Consider the following 19,010-nt stretch of genomic DNA (forward strand, 5'->3'; position numbering starts at 1 on the left):
CGGCACGCCGCCAACGATCGAAATCGATCAGCAAAGACCGAAGTTGGTGCAATCTGCCGTATCACTGACCACTTCGAGCCAAGTGGGCACCTCCGTCCCCTCCGTATCAGATACTGCTTTGACTCTCGGTAATCGCACGCGTATGTCGGCCCGGGAGCTGGGGTTGGGAACGATGTCGGGAGTGCGATGCAGCTGACCCACGCCGAAGTAATCAACTTTCGCGCCCTTGAAAGGGTGGACGTCCGGGTTGATCCCAAGGCCACCCTCATCGTCGGGCGCAACAACAGCGGCAAGACGTCTTTCGTCAACCTCTTCGAGAAGTTCTTCGGTGAGGAAGACACGAGGTTCGTCCTGGAGGACTTCTCCACCTGCCGTATCGCCGACATCGAGCAGGCGCGGCAGATTTTCGGCGAGGCACAGACGCACGCTACCCGGGGCGACACCAAGACGAGCGAGGACCTGCTGGCCAAGGCCTACGACCTCGTCCCCACTATCCGACTGGTCCTCACCATCCAGTACACGGAGGACGACGACCTCGCGCCGCTCACGGGTGTGATCCTCGACCTGGACGACACCTGCTTCGAGGTCAAGATCGAAGCGGCGCTGGAGGTGGCCCGCCCGCACGACTTCCTCAAGGACTTCTGGGCGGCCAGCCAACGCGAGCAGTTTGACCGCATCAAGTGGCTGCGCAAGAACTTCTCTGACTACTTCGCCCCGGCCTATCGCGCGCTCAGCCCGCTGGACGAGAACGTCCGCAAGGAGATCAAGCGCGGCGCCGCCGAATCCATCCTGTCGGTCAAGTTCGTCTACGCGCAGACCAAGATGGATGACACACCGAGCGACAAGGCCCGCACGTTGTCGAAGACGTTCGAGGCCTACTACAAGGTCAACAGTGGGCAGGAGGACCGTCACCAGAGCATCGAGCAGATCGAGACCGCTCTGGCGTCCGCCTCACAGCAGCTCGACGACAACTACGCCACGCTGTTCGACCCGATCTTCGAGGACCTGCGCACCTTCGGGGTGGGCACGATCACCCCGGTCCAGAAGCCCCGCATCGTCTCTCTCATCGAGGCCTCAGGGATCCTCCGCGGCAGTACCCGCATCCAGTACCCATCCGGGGACGACGACTTCCATCTTCCCGAAGGCCACAACGGGCTGGGCTACAGCAAGCTGATCTTTACGATCTTGCAGGTCATCAGCTTTCACCAGACCTACGAGCGCACCACACCCAAGCCGGCGCTGCAGGTGCTGTTCATCGAGGAGCCCGAAGCCCATCTGCATCCCCAGATGCAGGAGACGTTCATCAAGAACATCCAGGACTTCATCGACCGCAAGTCGGGCTGGAAGGTGCAGGTGGTCATCACCACGCACTCCTCCCACATCGTCGCCAGCAGCGGCTTCCACACGGTGCGCTACTTCGACCGTTCCGAGCCGCAGCTCACGGTCAAGGACCTCTCGACCTTCGAGGCCAACGTGAAGGCCACACCGCAGGGTGACGAGACCCTGCGCTTCCTGCGCCAGTACATGGTCTTGCACCGGTGTGACATGTTCTTCGCCGACAAGGTGATCCTGATCGAGGGCACCGCGGAACGGCTGATCCTGCCGGAAATGGTCCGGAGGTGCGCCAAGGATCTTCTGCACCAGTACGTATCGGTCATCGAGGTCGGCGACGCCTACGCCGTCCGCTTCCGGGAACTTCTCGCCTTCCTGAACGTCAAGACCCTCGTCATCACCGACATCGACTCCGTGTGCCCCAAGCACCGCAAGGCCTGCCCACCCGGCCAGGGGCAGACGGTCACCTCGAATACGACGCTCAAGAACTGGCTGCCCGCAAAGTCCAGCATCGCCGAGCTGCTCGCCACCGACCCGGCCGACAAGGAACAGGGTCATGTCTGTGTCGCCTACCAGATCCCGGAGACAGATTCGGGAGCCTGCGCGCGGAGCTTCGAGGACGCCTTCATCATCGCCAACGCGGAGCCCCTCGTACGTGGCTTCCGCCAGCTCGCTCTGAAGGCGGCCTTCGTCAAGGAGGTCGGGGCTGACCCCACTGCCGACGACATCGCAGCCAAGGCCTACGACATCGCACAGCAACTCAGCGACCATAAAACGGACTTCGCCTTCGACGTCATGCTCTTGGAGGACTGGGCCGTGCCCCGCTACATCTCCGAAGGACTGCAGTGGCTCGCCTAGACACCCTCGAAGCCGTCGCCACCGAACTGGAGGCCCGGCACAGCTTCCTCGTCGAAGCAGGGGCCGGCGCCGGCAAGACGACCACCCTGGTACGCGCCCTGCAGCACCTCCTGACCCACCACCGCGCAGACCTGGAGGCACACGGCCGACGGATCGCCTGCATCACCTACACCAACGTCGCCAAGAAAAAGATCGTCGAACGCATCGCCGCAGATCCGCTCGTCGATGTCGACACCATCCACGAATTCCTGTGGAGCGTCATCAAGCAGTACCAGCATGAGCTCTGGCAGCAGATCCTCGACTACAACAAGGAGCTGTCCAAACCAGAAGACCTTGATGATGTCACCGATCCTCCCGCCATCGACTATTCCGACCGCGGGCGCAGGCTGCACGAGGGGCGCATCTCCCACGACGACGTCATCGCGCTGTCGCTCCGCCTGGTCACCGCTCACCCGAAGCTCATACGCATCATCACCAGCAAGTACCCGGTCATCTTTGTCGACGAGTACCAGGACACCTCGCCCAAGACAATCCAGCTGCTGCTGGACCACCTGGCGGGCGCAGGCCGCGAGAAATGCGTGGTCGGTCTCTTCGGCGACTCCATGCAGAAGATCTACGAGTCCGGAGTCGGAGCGGTCAAACGGCCTGGTCTTCTCACCGAGATCACCAAGCACGAGAACTACCGGTGCTCGCCTCCCGTTGTCGAGGTGCTCAACCGGATGCGTCCCGAGCTCACCCAGGACGCCGTCGGCCAGCAGCAGACCGGCGAGGTCCACCTGTTCCTCAACAGCAGCATCCCGGCTGGCCCTGAGCGGCTCACCGCCGCCGAAGCAATTCTCGCCCGGAGTGGCTGGACACGGGCGAACTGCAAGTACCTGCTGCTCACCCACCGAGGGATAGCCGGCACCCTGGAGTACGCCAACCTCCTGGAGCAGTACCGAAAGCTAGGCCGCTACGGTCCCGACGACCTCATGGCCCGCGACGAGCCATACATCCAGTACCTCACCCGCGTCGAAGCCGTCAGCACCGCTTTCCGCAACAACGACTTCGCCGAGCTGACCGACCTGCTGGACGAGGGACGGACACGGATCACCCGTCACGCACACAAACGCGCCATCACTGACGCCATCCGAGCACTCGACGCCGTACGCAGCACCGGCACCATCGGCGACGTGCTCGATCTGATGGCCGACGGCCATCTCCTAGCCCTGCCGGGAAAACTCAAAGACCTGGAACGCCGAAGATCCGCAACGGACCTCGACGAGCGCGACCAGCGACGAGCGGACTTCTCCAACAACCTCCGCACCGTGTCCTACCGTGAAGTCACCAGCATCACGCACTTCATCGACGAACTCACGCCGTTCTCGACCCAACACGGTGTCAAGGGTGACGAATTCGAGAACGTTGTAGTCGTGGTCGACGACCGCGCCTGGAATCGATACAGCATCGGCAAGATGCTCGCCGGCACCGACAAACCCGACCGCACCGAACGGTCACGCAACCTGTTCTACGTCTGCTGCTCCCGAGCCCAGCGCGGCCTGGCCGTGGTGTTCATCGACGATCTCCCTGACGGAGCAGAGCACGCACTCCACACCTGGTTCGCGTCGGGCACCATCCACCCGTGAATTACACGGCAGACAGGGCGCTCAACGGGGGGCCAAGGACTTCGACGTGGCCGATCCGTGGTGCCGGAAGGTGGGTCTGACCAGCCGAAGGCGCAATCGGCCGCCGGTTGTTGGCGCCGGTAGAGCGAAGTAGCAGTGCCGCAAGTCGCCGCCCACTCGTCCTCGGCCTGCGCCCTCCGCGGCTAAGCGCCCCATGAGGCCCCGGCCGGGGCCTCGAGTCATCCCTCCTGCCTGGTCCCCGCCGTCCGGTCGTCGAGGCCGAGGTCGTGGAGGGCGGCGACCACGAGAGTTCCGGAAGCTCAAAGCGCCGGGCCAGCTTCCGGCTGCCGAGCCGTTCCACGACCTGCTGGTCCCCCATCTCCCGCAGGGCGGCGATATCGTTCACGCCCCTGGCCACCTGGTCCACTGCCGACCCCGGGGCCTGCACCGCCTCGGGGCTGGCCGCACGGTACGGGTCTGCCTCGGACTCCGGACCTTCCGGCGCAGGGCCACCCGCCACCTCCCCCTCCGATGCCCGGCCGTCTCGTCCGTCCCGCACGTCTAGCTCGTAGGCCCCCGGCCCCCACTTCTCCCACGGCAGGGCCTGCTCGGCGTAGCAGCCCGTCAACAGGTCCTGGGTCGAGACCCACTGGAGCCACGACCGGGAAGGGAGCAGGGCGGCCGCTACGCGCTCCGCCGGGCTGCCCGCAGGCAGCACCCGGCTGTCCTCGGCATCGGAGGGCGACTGGCACACAGGAAGGCACCCCCTGCACGCCAGGCACTGGGGCACACGGGGCGCTGTGCCATCAACCTCGCAATCGATCGCCAGTGCGGATGAATTTGGACTCTTCACTACATGACCGATTCACGCCTTCTCGCTGTGTGATCGCGCACGTACTTTGGGTGGCGTTTTCCTCCGGCATGCCAACCGCACTTCACATCGGGAAGTGCGGAGGCCGAGGAGGCACGGGGAACGGGGAGGGGCGGATAGATGGATCTGCTGGCGTTTCCGGCACTGGCTGGGCCAGTGTTGGTTGAGACGGTCAAGTTCCTGTTCGATCGGGCGGGTGCCGTGCTGGACCGGCGCGCGGGACGGGTTCCCTTGGAGGAACCGGAGGAGATTCCGGGTCATGCGGAGCCGCTGCGCGTCAGGCCCCAGGAACTCACGGACATCCGGATCGATCGTCTCTCACAGGCCCAGGGGGCTCTTCGGGTCTACCTGTCCCGCCCCGACTTCCTTCAGGGCGATGACGCTGATCTGCGGGAGTTGCTCGGCACGCTCCGTCGTGACCTGGAGGAGATCTACGGACGCGGGCTTCCCTTCGGGGAGGAGGAACAGCGGCCCAATCCGGGAGTGAGTGTGTCGCAGCGTGCGGCTTTCGTCGCCAACAGGCAGGTTGGCGTGCGTTCTCGGGGCATCGCGCCCAACGCCGGTGTCCAGGTGGTGCAGGACGCCGGGATCATCGGCGAGTCGGGCGAACAGGTCGGAGTCGAGGTCGAAGGCACGATCGGCTGAGGCGGGCGACTTAACTGATGAGCCTCGACGATCGCCGCGACGGCGCAGACCAGCAGCTCACACGTCAGCCAGGCGGTGACACGCCCCGTGACAAACACCCCTTGCTCGGGCGTCTCATCGGCAGGCCGGAACCCCAGGATGGGGATCGCAGGCCGGCGGACGAGACGACGGCCGACAGCCAACCTGACAGTGAGGGGGTTGAGACGGCCTGGCAGGAGTCGGCTTCCCTCCCGCCAGCCGGTGCCGTAGGGGAAGGTACTGAGGGCCCGGAGGCGCGTCCCGAGGTGCTTGGGGACGCGGCTGCGCAGTCCTCGGCCCTCGTGCGGGCAGACGCCTCCGCAGCAGGAGGATCCTCGGCGATGCCTGTGTCTCCCTCGCCCGCCGCGGTCGAGGCTGTCGGACAGGCCGCCGTGCTCCAGCGCGCCCTGGTCAACCAGGGTGAAATGATCGCAACGAAGTATGTGTTCGAGCAGACCTTGGACTCGCATGCGCCTATTGCCTCGGAGTACCTGGCCGTCATGCGGCAGGTCTACGCCGAACCGTACGGCGGCGAAGACGCATCGCTGCAGAGCCCTTTCAGCCGTGCCCTTGCCTCTTTGCGCCCCGCGGGTTCGGTCCTCGTTCTGAGCCGTCCACCGGACAGCGGCCGCACCATTACCGCGTATGTGTTGCTCGGCAAACTTCTGGAAGAGGGCGTGATCGAGGAGGTCCGCCCCATTTCCTTCGGGAACTCGCAGCACTTCCCGACCAGACGCCTGCCGCATGACGCGCGCTGCGGCTACCTGCTGGAACTCCCACCCGACGAAGACGACTTCGCCGTAGACGATGCCTTCGGAGCAAGCGTCAGAAAAATCAGGGAGCGCCTTGAGCGGCGCGGCAGCCGTCTCATCGTCCTCACCAGACCTGAGCAGTGGCGGCGCATCTGCCAAGGTGCGCCCGACGACGTCGCTCCGGAGCTCGGGACCGCCAGGCCCCGTGACATCGCCGAGCGGTGGCTGCTCGCCCAGGAACCCGGCTTCCCGGTGGATACGTGGCTGGAGCATCCCGGCATCCGCCGCCTCCTCGTCGGCCAGAGCCCGACAGACGTGCTCAGCCTGGTCTACCTGATGCTGGACCAGCACCGCACAGCTGAGCAGGCCACTCTTGCGTCGAGCGATCCGCTCCGTCAGGAACGTGGGGCTCTGTCTGCCCAAACGTTCGAGGAACAGGTCGCCGACGTCGTGGCGGCGCACAGTAACTGGGAAGACGCGCTCTACGAGTGGCACGAGCCTGAAGGCCGGTCTCGAACTAGCTTTGAGCGGAACTTCCTCCTGGCCGCCGCCGTGCTGCGAGGGGACCCGGTCGGGCATGTCTATGCGAAAGCAGCAGAACTCACAGCTGTGCTAGACAAGACCGAGTTCAACGTCGATGGCCAGCAGGCGCCGGGCGTGATCGCCATGACACGTGCCGTCGGAGCCCGCAGAGAGACGGACGGTTCACTCGACTTCGAGCGTCCTCACTGGGACGACGCCGCCGTCGAGTACTTCTGGAACGATCGCCCCCTGGCCCGCACGTCTTTCCTTGGCTGGCTCGCGCAAGCGCCGGTCGACACCAGCACGAGCAAGGAAGCGCTGGAGACCATCAGCAAAGACGACCGCCGCGTCCTGGCCGGACGCATCGGGCAGTTCGCCCTGCAGTGGGCAGTACGGCACCGCCGCCAGGAACCCCTGGAAGAGATTGTCAAAGCCTGGTACCTGCACGGACCGGAGAAGGAACTGTGGCCCCTGGCCGTGGAACTGCTGGACCGCGCAGCGATCCACGCCGTGACAGCCCCCTACATACATTCCATGCTCCTGAGCTGGGCCAGCCGCAAGGAACCTTCCCTGCAACGGGCCGTCGTAGAAGTCTGCACCCTGGAGTTCGGCCGCCGGCACACCGGCAAAGCCCTGCGCCGCCTCCGGCACGTGGCTGAGATGGGGCTTCCCGACGTCATCGACCAACTACGGGACGCGGTATGCGTCTTATGGGGCGACGCCACAATACGCAGCACCCTCTTCAGCTACGTCGTGGCATGGTGTCAGTCGGAAAAGACCCGCGATACTGTCGGCCACCGCACCTTCGCCGCCCTGGCAACCTCCACACCGCCAGGAACCCATGACCTGCCCCTGCTCCTACAGACACACGGCGCCGAAGAAGTCGCTGACGAAGAGAGCTTCCGGCCACCCGTGCCCGGCCTGGTAACAGGCTGGCGCACCCTACTGCGGCAGGCGACAGGAGCGGCCGGATCACGGGAACTGGACACGGCCATCCGTCTTTGGCTCGACGCCGCCCTGGCGCATCCGCCCCTTCGAGCGATCATCTTCGAAACCCTGCGGGAGGCCGTCAACGTCCGCGGCGCGCAGGGCCCGAACCTGCGTGAAACCCTGCGCACCTGCGCCGAGATGTGGGTCCAAGGAGCGGACCGTCCCTACTCCGAGGAGAAGGAAGACCTCAAACGCGACCTGTCGGCGCTACTCGACAACGACCTCGTCGCCGCACGGCGAGGCCAGTCCGGGACACAACAGCCGCCACTTCCGGCTGAAGCCGAGGCAGCAGCGGAAGCTGATGCCGCATGAGGCGCAAACACACCGTCCCGCGGCCAGGGCGCGCCGACGGCTCCGCCACGTGGACCTCCACCTTCCCGGACCGCCCGAAGAGCGCCGACCCGACCTTGTGTTTCACCGCCCAGATCCAGGTGACCTGGCACCGGGACGACAGCCCTGGCTCACCGGTGAGCAGGCATGCGGCCGCACGTCTGATCCGGGAAGTGGTCGACGAGACCGCTGCCGAATGCGACGTGCTGCGGCCCGACGCCGCAGAACAGGACATCGCCGCCGCCGTCCATGCCTGCCTCCCCCTCATGGGAGAAGGCGTGGTGGTGACGGACGCCCGGATCCGGATCAGTGTGGACGACGCGACCCGCAACGCCGCACTCACCGCCGAGCAGCTGCGGCAAGACTTCCAACGCCGCGCCATCCAGCTGCAACACGAATACGAACTGGACGAACTGGCGCGGCGCCAGGTCCAGGCCCGCGAGGCCTTCCTTCGTCACGAGATCCTGGCCAACCCCGCTTCCGCACGCCTTTACACACTCCTGGAAAGCTCCGCCGACCACTGGCCCCGCCTCGCGGGAATCCAACCCAGCACTGACCTCAGGGACTTGGTGCGAGAGACCCAGCAGTGGCAGCCCGGACGACAATGGGTGACGGTCGCCCAACTGCTCCACGAGTTCCTCGCGAACCTCTCCGCGGAAGGCCGCAGAGAACTACTCACCCTCCTGATCGACGCGGTTCAGGCGTTCGGCGCCGACGAGACGGCAAAGCGTCTCGCGTCCCTCGTCGGCGAGGCTCAGTGAAAACCGCCGCATGGCGCTGGCTGCTCGACCCCGCCACCAGCCTCCTGGCCCTTCGTCTTCGCGCACGAGAACGCGGGCCCATGTCCTACGACGCGGCCTGGCGTCTGGCCCGCGTCACACGCCACCCCGACGAGATGGGCTACCGCATGCACGGGCACCGTTCCGACGACCAGCCGAGCAAAGATCCCGCGGAAGAGCGGCCCTGACCAACGTCCGATCGCTCTTCCGTCGGGCGGCTGGGGTGCGTTCGACGCAGTTGTGCAAGATCAAAATCAGCGGCAGGAGCCCCACCTCTGCTATTCCGGGATCTCACGAGGGCCAGGACGCGCGATGACAGGGCATGTAAGCCGTTCACGCCACCACGCCACGCAGCACCCGGCCTGCGTCCGACCCGGGTGCTGGAAGGTGAGATTGTACAGCTGGACGGCCTGCCGGAAGGTCAGCGGGCCCGCGTCCAGCAGGGCCTCGAAGATCTCCGGGGCGTGCGCCAGCCGTCCGATTCCCACCGGCCGGGCCGCAAGGAGCGCGGCGGCGGACGGGCTCGTCCACCCGGACCGGCCAGTGTTCCAGACGGTGCATCTGAGCACTGCGTACGCGTGGTGCGAGAGGCACTACGAGATGCGTCGTGCAGTCGAGAGGCTGCGTGAGCGCGACTACCTTGCCCGCCCGCGGCTACTTCGAGGCCCCCCGCAGGCTCAGCGGCCGCGACCGCTCACGCCTGGCGTGGTGCGGCCTGCCAGGACAGACGTGTGACGTCGAAGCCATGACTGACCACCAGATACCGGCGGGTTGCCGCCAGCCGGGTGCAGGTGCTCGGGAAGGCCAGCGTGTGCGACTGTGCGGACTCGCCGCTGAGGTCCCAGATCATCGCCGATTCGCCTACGCCGGTGGCGATGAGTGTGCGTCCGTCCACCACCGCTGCCGCGACCGCGTTCACCGCTCTTCCCTCGTGCCCGAGGCGATGCACACATACTCCTGAGGCGAGATCCCACACTCGAGCCGTTCCGTCGTCTCCAGCAGTAACGATCAGCGCTTGATTCTCGTTGACTAGCGTCGCCACCGCGTTCACGGAGCCGGTGTGCCCCTCCAACGCCGCCACACGCTGTCCGGTGGCCGGGTTCCACACAAAGGTGGTGCCGTCGACTCCTCCCGTGATAATCAGTGACCGGTCACCCAGTGTGAAATGCTCCATGACGTTAACCGCATCGCGGTGTCCGACGAACTCAGCCACCTGCCGTCCCCGGGCCAGGTCCCACACGAGCACGCGAGCATCGCGGCCGGCGGTCACTGCCAGCGACCTACTGCCGACCACAGCGATGACTACTGAATGCACGGCGTCCTTGTGCCCGGGAAAGGTAGCCAGCCGTTCGCCGTTGGAGAGACTCCACAGGGCAACCGCTCCGTCGCGTGCACCGGTCACGGCTATGGGTTGGTTGTGCAGCAAGGCCGCTGCCAGTCCGGTCACAGCGTCGGTGTGTCTGATCAGGATGCGGCTGTCTCTGTCGGGGTCGTGTTGCGACGCGGAAGATGTGTAGTCGACGGGATCAAAGCCAGAATTCGGATCCCAAGCCGTCACCGTGCCGTCATTGCTCGTCGCAACCAACCAGTGCTCGCCGTCCACCGAGACGCTCGCTAATGCGTTGATGGATGTACTTCGTTCGACGAAGGTACGAACGTGTCGGCCGGTGTCCAGCTCGCGGGCCGTCGGCGCACCTCCACGGCCGCATGTGAAGATCAGCCGCTCGTCGTCCGAAATCACCGCAGCGCTTCTTGACCCCGCTTGACCGGAGAATGTGTGTGTCTTCTGCCCAGTGACCAGATTCCAAGCGAAGGCGGTGCCGCCGCGACCACCGGTGACGGCGTAGGGGGCGCCGTCGACGACTCCCGTGTCGAGCGCGCTCACCGTTCCCCCGTGGCCCACCAGCGTGTGGACACGTTCATAGGTGGTGACGTCCCAGACGATCGCGGTGCCGTCCGCGCCGGCGGTGACAGCGCTGGGGCGGCCGTTCAGTGTCGTGGTGACCACCGCGTTCACCGAGCCGCCATGGCCGACGAGCGTATGAACGGATTGCCCGCTGCTGAGGTCCCAGACGATGGCGGTGCCGTCCGCGCCGACGGTGACAGCGCTGGGGCGGCCGTCCAATGTGGTGGTGACCACCGCGTTCACCGAGCCGCCATGGCCGACCAAGGTATGCACACGCCGCCCTGAAGCAAGGTCCCACACCACAGCTGAGCACTCTCGGCCGCCCGCCACCACGCAGACGCGTCCTTCCACGCTGGTGATGGACGCGGCGATCGCTGCGGCACCGTTGTCCCTGAAGGCGCGAATCAGGTGTCCGGTACATAGCTCCCAGACGGCCACGGTGCCATCGGCGGAGGTGGTGACACCCAACGCCTGATCTTCCACGGCGAAAGCAGCGATCTCCACCACCGCAGAGCCGTGGCCGGCGAGGACGTGCAGACGGGTGCACGTCCTCAGGTCCCACACGACCGCTGTGCCACCACGGCCGGCTGTCACTCCGAGGAGCCGGCCGTCCAGCGCGAGGGCTGCCACGGCCTTGACGTCCGGGGAGTGGCTCGTAGGTGTTCCGACGAGCTGGCCGGTCGCCAGGTCCCAGACCGTGGCCGTGCCGCCTTTTCCGCCGCTCAGTGCCAGGGACCGGCCTGCCCCGTCGATCGTCGCCACGCCGAGCGCCCAGGAGCCTGGGTCGACGAGATGGTGGATCCGGCGCCCGCTGTCGAGGGACCACACAGTGATGGATCCGTCGTCGGCGGCGACAACCACTGTGGGCCGGCCTTCCAGGGTGACTGTAGAAACGGAGATTACCCAGGGGCCCTGGTCGGTCATCGTGTGGTGTCGGCGCAGCGTCTCCGAGCGCTGGTGGGTGGTCCAGATCGGTAGCGCGGGAAGGCGCCGGTGATCGATCCGGAGCGAGGCCCAGGCCTGCGCAAGGCTGCGGTTGCGCCAAGCCGTGGCCTGCAACGCGAGCAGACTGCGGCGCGCCTCCAGGATGTGCCGCATGGGGTGGTGAGCGGTGGGCCGATAGATTTCCGCACACTGGACTGCTTGCAGGGAACGGGCTCGATCGAGCAATGGGGCAAGGTGCTCGGGATCAGCAAGGACGAGGAATCCCGGATCCGTGAGGAGCTCATCGAGGGCATTGGCCGCCACCGCGTGTTCGGCCAAGTGCCGGAGCAGGTAGGGGGGTGCCAGGTGCCAGACAGGTCCAGCGTCCGCCGGGCCGGGTGTGACAGTGCTGAGCAAGGCGTCGAAGACCTCCCCAGGTTTTGCCAGTCGAGCCGTGTGTTCGGCGAGGCTTTCGTGAAAGTACCGGTACAGACGGCGACCGTCCGTGTCAGTTGCGGCACGCAGATAGAAGCCCGCGGTGGCCAGGGCATCCAAAGTGGCTTGCACATCGGGCTCCGACCCCTGCGGGTTCGCGCATCCGCCGCGGTCGAGGGCGAGGGCGAGGGTGTGAAGCAGACTGGCCGGCATCCCCTGGCCTCGTGCGTGGCCGAGCGCCGCCAGGACCGGCCTGACCCACGGCATCTCGTCGGCCAGTGTGGTGAGGTGAAGGTCGAACATCCCACTGAGAGTGCAGGGTACTCGTCCGGCGGCCTCACTGTCTGTCAGCGTGGTGGCGAGATTCCGCAGATGGTCGGCATACAGGGCGGCGAGAAGGAATCCGCCGTGTTCGGTGGACCGGGAGAGGTTTGCGGCGATGGCGCCCGCAGCAGACTCGGAATACCGGCCGTCCGTCCAAAGTAGCGCTCGCAAATAGCCTTTCAGGTCATCCGTGAGCCGCTCCGCCGGGACCTTGTCGAGGTCCAGGTGCCGTCCTCTCCGTGCGACAGCAGTATCGAGGGCATCCATACTCTCGACGCCACGACGCGTGCCGATCACCACACGGCACTCGGGTGGGGCAGGACCGCTCTCTTTCTCGGCCAGTGGCAACAGCACGTTACGCAGTAGGGCCAATGGATCGTTGGCTTCGTCGAGCGCGTCGACGATCACAACGGTCGGCCCCGCCAGCCGCAGTTGTTCGGCGAGTTCGCGCCAGGCCTCGTCATGCGACCGAGCGTCGCCAAGCCGTTCTTCAGGACGGAGTGAGGGGCCTTTCGCCACGCCCGAGAACCGACGCGAGTCAAGGTCCGTGTCCAGGTTCCTGAGTTGACTCAGAAGAGACCTGATGACTTCGAAGGTCGAGAGTTGCCGGGCATGGACGGCCAGCACACGGGCGTTCGGACGAGGCCTCTCTCCGACATCGATACGACTATGGACGGCATCCGCCACCGGAGCCAGTTGCCGGTGTGTAAGGCATGCGGTAATGCCAAGGAGCGCGGACTTCCCTGATCCCGCGATACCGGTGACCACCAGCAGTGGGGGCTCGTCACCGTCGTTGTTCTCCAGCCACCGGTTGATGGTCTCTCGCTCTCCTTTACGGCCGTAGAAGAGACACTGCCCCGAGTTCGCCCAGCCGGGGGAGCTGCCGGAGGCGCGAGTGACGAAGTGAACCGGGTCCAAGCCCAGCGAGGCTTCTGCGGCGAACTGCCAGAGCGCAGATTCCACCCGTGACCGGTAGCGACCCGATGGGTGGTCGGAGTAGGCACGGTTACGGAAGAACGGAGGAGGTGGCGCGGAAGCCGCCAAGTGGGGAGTCCGGATCACCGTCTGCGCGTACGCGGACTCCTCGGCTGCGCACGTACGGATCAGTTCCAGGTCGATCTCGGCGGCGAGGGTTTCCAGCGGCACGTGCGTGAGAGCCGGAGAGACGTCCAGCCAGCCCTTCGCCAGGCGCTCGAAGACCGTGGCAGCCGCAAGCGTGAAGCGAGACCGGAACGCGCTCTGGTCGGCTGCACAGGCAGCGATTACCCAGGCTTTGCGGTCCTGTTCGGCGATGTCCTGCGCCATCTGGGCCGCCACCGCCTGACCTGCGCCGCATACGTCCAGCAGGAACAGAACTTCCCCTACCGACTCCGATCCCTCAACGTCGCCCAAGAGCTGTGTCATGCTGAGCGACGTTTTACGCAGCGTGGATTTGTTCCGTTGGCTGCCTTTGACAGCCAGGTACAGGTCACCCTTGTACTTCTCGCCGTGGCCGGTGAAATGCACTAGCAGGGGTTCGCCCGGCGCACTCTCCAAGAGAGCCGTCCACAGAGGCTGTACCGCCTCCTTTTCTGGATCGATCAGAGCGGGACCGACTTCAAGGCCGGGTATGCGCAGCAGCGTTCGGGCCAACTTCGTCAGCGCGGGTCTCACACTCAGGAGCGGGCCGAACTCCACTTGCCCGGCCGCCCGTTCTTCCTCGGTGGCCGTCACCGTCGGAAAGTCGCCGGCGCCAAGCACCCACGTACGGACCATCCTTGTTGCCACCACCCCGTCGCAGTCGGCCTCACGGGCCAAGTGCACATCCTGGCAGCTGAGCAGCGCGCCGGGAGCGATTCGGCGCTATTTCCGGCTCGAGATCAGTCATGGCGCGGCGTGTTGGTCGCCGATGTGCAAACATGCCCGAGAAGCGCTACTCGGCAGGCGCGAAAGGGCTATGTGGTGCTGCCGACGGCAAGGAGCCGAGTCGGATGTCGGCCAAGCGTAGCGGGGGTGTCCTATGGCCGCGGTGGTACTGGTGCACGGTATCTGGAATCTCATTTCCGGCCTGGCTCCGCAAGAGGCCGCTGCGGTGAAGAGCTCGGAGTACCGGGAGACCTTGAGGCAGGGCCTGATGGCAGCACAGCTGCCTCATGTGCCCGTGCCGGACATTGCCATGGCGTACTACGCACACGTGCTGACGAACGCCCCACTCGAGGAGCAGGCCGGCGGACATGCGGACCGCCTGGAGGACCTCTCGTACGAGCAGCTGCTCGAGGCCTGGGAATGGCTGCTCCTGGCGGGGGTTCCAGAGCCGACGGAGGCGCAGGCCGGGTGGCTCGCGCCGGTGCGGCTAGCCGTGGGATGGCTGGCGCACGAGCACCCGGGCACGAACGGGCTGACGGCGCGCGCCCGTCGTAGTCTGATGGACGTCGTCGAACGGATGGTCGTCGCCATGATCCGCGACACCGACTCCTACGTCTCCCGCCCGGAACGCCGGCGCGCGGCGCGGGCAATTGTCGCGGAGACGATCAGGGAGATCCAGCCGCAAGTGGTCGTAGCGCACTCACTCGGTTCGGTCGTCGCATGGGAGGCTTTGCACGCTTACCCGGAGCTTGAAGTGGAGCTGCTAGTGACGGTCGGCTCGCCGCTGGGGTTGCCCGGACTCGCGCGGAAGCTCGAGCCGGAGCCGATAGACGGACACGGAAGGCGGCCTGCGGGCGTCAGACAGTGGGTGAACATCGCCGATGCGGGCGACCTGGTCGCGCTGCCGCCCGAGTTGGGCGGGATGTTCCCAGTCGATACACACGCGGTCACCGACACTGGGATCCTGGGTTTTCACAGCTTGAAGGGTTACCTCGCGAACGGACTGACCGCCGCGGCCATGGCACCGTATCTCTCCTGACTACCGTCGCCGGTCGACGTAGATGTTCCCGTCCCCATCGCGGACATAGCCGTAGGTCGTATGTCCGTCCGACGAATCGCGTCCCTCAACGACGTGGACGTGCTGTTCGCGCATGGATCCGGAATCATTGGCAAGTGCTCGGTCTTACCGTCACTCCGAACGCGGCTTTCGAAGACGGTTCCGCGGATCGGCCGTACTTCCTTGCTCTCACGGGAAAGCGACTGGAGCTTCGCGGTCGCCTTGCTCTCCGGCGACCGGTGGCCGGCGATGAGGGCCCTCAGCTCAACCTGCAGCACACCGCTGACGCGACTGTCATGCACTGCGTGCGCCACTTCGACGGCCGCAGCACGGACCTCCTCGGCCGACGTCGCCTGACGGACGGCACGGTGCGCCGAAGCGATCAGTCGACTCGTCGATTCGTGGGCGAGGGCTGCTGACTACAGAGAGAGCCCCGGGGCAGGAGACATGCGCCTGCTGCGTCCGACGAGCAAGACCCACTTATGGGTTGTGGGACGGGAGATACCCATCTCGGCTGCGACATGCGCGACGGGACGGCCGGAGCGGACACGCTCGACAAGCATCCGTCTGACGTGAACGGTCAGGCGGGCATTACGGTGGGACACGAAGGCCCCCGTGTGCGGTGAAGATTCGACACCTCCACCGCGCACGGGGGCCTTCGCCACGATCAAGACCGGCCCGCGTTAACAACGCTCGTGATCAATACACCTAGACGGCACTCCGGTCACCCGTACCGGGGTGATGACCGGCACGCCCGCCTGGATAAGTCCCGAGCACTACCGCACCGGCACCATCGGCTCCCCGGGCGATGTGTTCGCCCGGGGAGCCCTCCTCGCCTTCACAGCGACCGGTTGTCTCCGTCGACATCGGCGCCACGAGGTTGGCCGCCGCGTCACCCGCGCCCCGTTCGACCGGACCCGCGCCGACAACGGCAGTTTGACCCATCCTCGCTTTTGAAACGGCATCCAATTCGGCACTGAATGGACTTCTCGCCTGCGCCACAACCCACCTGACACTCCATCACAAAGGGTCACGGCCCGAGCGTGAGCGGGACTACTCCTAGCCCAGCGAGTTCAAAACAGTCGCACTGTTTAGGTCCACCATTCACCCGACCTGCACTTATGCGCTGCAGAGGCAAAAGAACGGCGCGTTCGACCCGGATTCGCCCCCACGCCCCCATCTCACGGCTACGCCCACGCCTGATCAGCGATGATGCAACTTCTGCCGCTGTACCAACGAATTACGGAAACTGAATCACCACAAGAGTCCTAATAGGGATCAGCTTCGTAAGTCGACAGCTCTGAAGCGGACACCCAGCCCATCGATTCAGACACGGTCCCACGTGATGGCCCGAGCCCATCCCGACTCAACCTCACGAGGGACCACATGCCCTGAACAGGGATTTTATCGATCCTCTTCCGCGAGACGGAAGCCGTATTGCGCCCCCATGACGCCCTTTCGGACGATGTCGCCACCACCCAACGACGGGAGCCGCAGCCATGCCGCACATGACGACATTCGCCAGGAACCAGTGGTACGTCGCCGCCTACAGCCATGAGGTGGGGCGTGAGGAGCTGCTCGGCCGGACGATCCTCGGTGAGCCGCTCGTCTTCTACCGGACGGAGGAGGACGGCACGCCCGTCGCGCTCGCCGACCGGTGTGTGCACCGCCGGTTCCCGCTGCACGAGAAGCCGAGCCGGCTCGACGGCGACCGGCTCGTGTGCGGGTACCACGGGTTCACGTACGACACGACGGGCACCTGTGTGTACGTGCCCGGTCAGAAGCGCGTACCGCGTACCGCGCGCGTCGCCTCCTACCCCGTCGTCGAACTGGACTCCCTGGTCTGGGTGTGGATCGGCGACCCGGCGCTCGCCGACGCCGACACCATCCCGCGGGCCAGGCACCTCGACTCCCCCGGCTGGGTCACCGTCCGCGGCATGGAACCGATCGACGCCGACTACGGCCTGCTGGTCGACAACCTCCTCGACCTCTCCCACGAGACCTATCTGCACGGCGGCTACATCGGCACCCCCGAGGTCGCCGAGACGCCGATCACCACGGAGGTCGACGAGGGCGCGGGCATCGTACGGGTGAGCCGGCACATGGACGACGCCGCGTGCCCGCCGTTCTACGCGAAGTCCACCGGCATCGAGGGCCGGATCACCCGCTGGCAGGACATCGAGTACCACGCCCCCTGTCTGTATCTGCTGCACAGCCGCATCGCCCCGGTGGGCGTGCTCCCCGAGGCCGACGGCAGCGACCCGAACGGCTTCCACACCGAGATCACGTACGCCATCACGCCGTCGAGCGACGGTCACGTGTACGACTTCTGGATGGTCTCGCGGGACTGGGCGACCGAGGACGCCGAGGTCACCGAGTTCCTGCGGGGCAACAACCACACCGTCGTCATGCAGGACGTCGACGCGCTCAACCTGCTCCAGCGGACGCTCGGCACCGAGCGCTCCGGATACCAGGAGCTCAGCATCAACATCGACACCGGCGGTCTCGCCGCCCGCCGTATCCTCGCCCGCTTGGTCGAGGAGGGCGACAAGCCCGTGGAGAAGGTCCTGTGAGTGCCGCACCCACCGGGGAGATCTACCGCATCGACTGGCTGCCGGGCACGGACACCCTGCACGGCACCTGTCACTGCGGCCGCGAGCACACCTCGCAGGACCCGATCGAGATGTGGGAGTGGATGCTCGCCCACCCGAACGGGCACACCCCGCAAGGAAACGCCCCGCAAGGAAACGAGCCGCGAGGGAACGAGCCGCGAGGGAACCGTTCATGAGTGACGCGTACGAAGCCGAACTCGTCGTCGACCGCAGGGACCCGGCGGCCGACGGCGTGCTCGCCCTCACCCTGCGCCACCCGCTGGGCGAACAGCTCCCGGAGTGGGAGCCCGGCGCCCACATCGACGTGGTGCTCGGCCCCGGCCTGGAGCGGCAGTACTCCCTGTGCGGCGACCCGTCCGACCGCACCGCCTGGCGGATCGCCGTGCTGCGCGAGCCCGCGGGGCGCGGCGGATCCGCCCATGTGCACGAGCAGTTGAGGCAGGGCGGCAAGGTCCGGGTGCGCGGACCGCGCAACCACTTCGCGCTGCGGCCCGCGTCCCGCTACCGCTTCATCGCGGGCGGCATCGGCATCACCCCGATCCTCCCGATGCTCGCGGCGGCGGAGGCCGAGGGCGCGGAGTGGACCCTGCTGTACGGCGGGCGGACCCGTGAATCCATGGCGTTCACCGAGGAGTTGAGCCGCTACGGCGACCGTGTCACCGTCGCTCCCCAGGACGAGACCGGTCTCCTGGACCTCGCCTCGGTGCTGGACGGCGTCCCCGAGGGCACCCTCGTCTACTGCTGCGGGCCCGGCCCGCTGCTCGACGCGGTGGAGAAGCGCTGCCCGGCCGGGCTGCTGCACGTGGAACGGTTCGCGCCCAAGGAGCAACCGGAGGGCGAGAACACGGAGTTCGAGGTCGAGCTGGCGCAGACCGGCACCACGGTCACCGTGGCTCCGGACGTCTCCGTGCTCGACGCCGTACGCGCCTCGGGGGTCGAGGTGCTGTTCTCCTGCACCGAGGGCACCTGCGGCACCTGTGAGACCGACGTCCTCGACGGCACCCCGGACCACCGGGACTCGGTGCTCACGGACGAGGAGCGGGAGGCCGGGGAGACGATGATGATCTGCGTGTCCCGGTGCCGGGGGAAGAGGCTGGTGCTGGACCTGTAGCTCCCTTGTGTTCTCGACCAGTTGCTCCGGATGCGGGTCGGCGATCTGGGCCGGCGTGACGCTGACGTTGTACCGTGCGGTCTGCGCACAGCCTG

Annotated in this window: 11 protein-coding genes and 2 pseudogenes; 11 read left to right on the top strand and 2 right to left on the bottom strand. The window is 66.3% G+C overall.

Annotated elements, in window-relative coordinates; genetic code table 11:
• Positions 1-186: 186 nt before the first annotated feature.
• From RKD20_RS07145 to RKD20_RS07170, 6 genes are all read left to right on the top strand, one after another.
• Positions 187-2,190, top strand: coding sequence for an ATP-dependent nuclease (locus RKD20_RS07145; RefSeq protein ID WP_424876951.1), 2,004 nt, complete (start codon positions 187-189; stop codon positions 2,188-2,190).
• The gene (locus RKD20_RS07150) at positions 2,178-3,815 is read left to right on the top strand and encodes a UvrD-helicase domain-containing protein (protein ID WP_424876952.1); all 1,638 of its coding nucleotides are present in this window, start codon (positions 2,178-2,180) and stop codon (positions 3,813-3,815) included. Before RKD20_RS07145 ends, RKD20_RS07150 begins: the two co-directional genes overlap by 13 nt.
• 970 nt (positions 3,816-4,785) lie before the next feature.
• Positions 4,786-5,310 (top strand): hypothetical protein, encoded by a 525-nt coding sequence (locus tag RKD20_RS07155; protein WP_424876953.1) that lies wholly within the window; start codon positions 4,786-4,788, stop codon positions 5,308-5,310.
• Positions 5,311-5,669: 359 nt separating this feature from the next.
• On the top strand, positions 5,670-7,904 hold the full coding sequence (locus tag RKD20_RS07160; RefSeq protein WP_424876954.1) for a hypothetical protein: 2,235 nt from the start codon (positions 5,670-5,672) through the stop codon (positions 7,902-7,904).
• A 191-nt stretch (positions 7,905-8,095) separates the two neighbouring features.
• Entirely contained in the window at positions 8,096-8,683 is a 588-nt protein-coding gene (locus tag RKD20_RS07165) for a hypothetical protein (RefSeq protein ID WP_424876955.1), read from the top strand.
• Entirely contained in the window at positions 8,680-8,889 is a 210-nt protein-coding gene (locus tag RKD20_RS07170; RefSeq protein ID WP_424876956.1) for a hypothetical protein, read from the top strand. Before RKD20_RS07165 ends, RKD20_RS07170 begins: the two co-directional genes overlap by 4 nt.
• A gap of 506 nt (positions 8,890-9,395) precedes the next feature.
• Here the strand turns inward: RKD20_RS07170 and RKD20_RS07175 are convergent.
• Positions 9,396-14,087, bottom strand: a complete 4,692-nt coding sequence (locus tag RKD20_RS07175; protein ID WP_424876957.1) for an AAA family ATPase — start codon at positions 14,085-14,087, stop codon at positions 9,396-9,398.
• Between the two features lie 202 nt (positions 14,088-14,289).
• On the opposite strand from RKD20_RS07175, the gene RKD20_RS07180 reads away from it, so the two are divergent.
• Entirely contained in the window at positions 14,290-15,174 is an 885-nt protein-coding gene (locus RKD20_RS07180; protein WP_424876958.1) for a hypothetical protein, read from the top strand.
• 446 nt (positions 15,175-15,620) lie between these two features.
• On the opposite strand, the pseudogene RKD20_RS07185 reads toward RKD20_RS07180, so the two are convergent.
• Positions 15,621-15,797: pseudogene (locus tag RKD20_RS07185) on the bottom strand (IS481 family transposase); the annotation flags it as partial.
• 106 nt (positions 15,798-15,903) lie between these two features.
• Here RKD20_RS07185 and RKD20_RS07190 point away from each other — a divergent pair.
• The 4 genes and pseudogenes from RKD20_RS07190 to RKD20_RS07205 form a co-directional block, all read left to right on the top strand.
• A pseudogene (locus RKD20_RS07190) lies at positions 15,904-16,050 on the top strand (serine/threonine protein kinase); the annotation flags it as partial.
• A gap of 641 nt (positions 16,051-16,691) precedes the next feature.
• Positions 16,692-17,765 (top strand): Rieske 2Fe-2S domain-containing protein, encoded by a 1,074-nt coding sequence (locus RKD20_RS07195; protein ID WP_424876959.1) that lies wholly within the window; start codon positions 16,692-16,694, stop codon positions 17,763-17,765.
• Positions 17,762-17,980 (top strand): hypothetical protein, encoded by a 219-nt coding sequence (locus RKD20_RS07200; RefSeq protein ID WP_424876960.1) that lies wholly within the window; start codon positions 17,762-17,764, stop codon positions 17,978-17,980. The genes RKD20_RS07195 and RKD20_RS07200 overlap by 4 nt, the downstream gene beginning before the upstream one ends.
• Complete coding sequence (locus tag RKD20_RS07205) at positions 17,977-18,915, top strand: PDR/VanB family oxidoreductase (protein ID WP_424876961.1); 939 nt, start codon at positions 17,977-17,979, stop codon at positions 18,913-18,915. Before RKD20_RS07200 ends, RKD20_RS07205 begins: the two co-directional genes overlap by 4 nt.
• The last annotated feature ends 95 nt before the right edge of the window (positions 18,916-19,010 follow it).

This window comes from Streptomyces sp. SLBN-8D4 (genome assembly GCF_049739545.1).
GTDB classification, from domain to species: domain Bacteria; phylum Actinomycetota; class Actinomycetes; order Streptomycetales; family Streptomycetaceae; genus Streptomyces; species Streptomyces canus_C.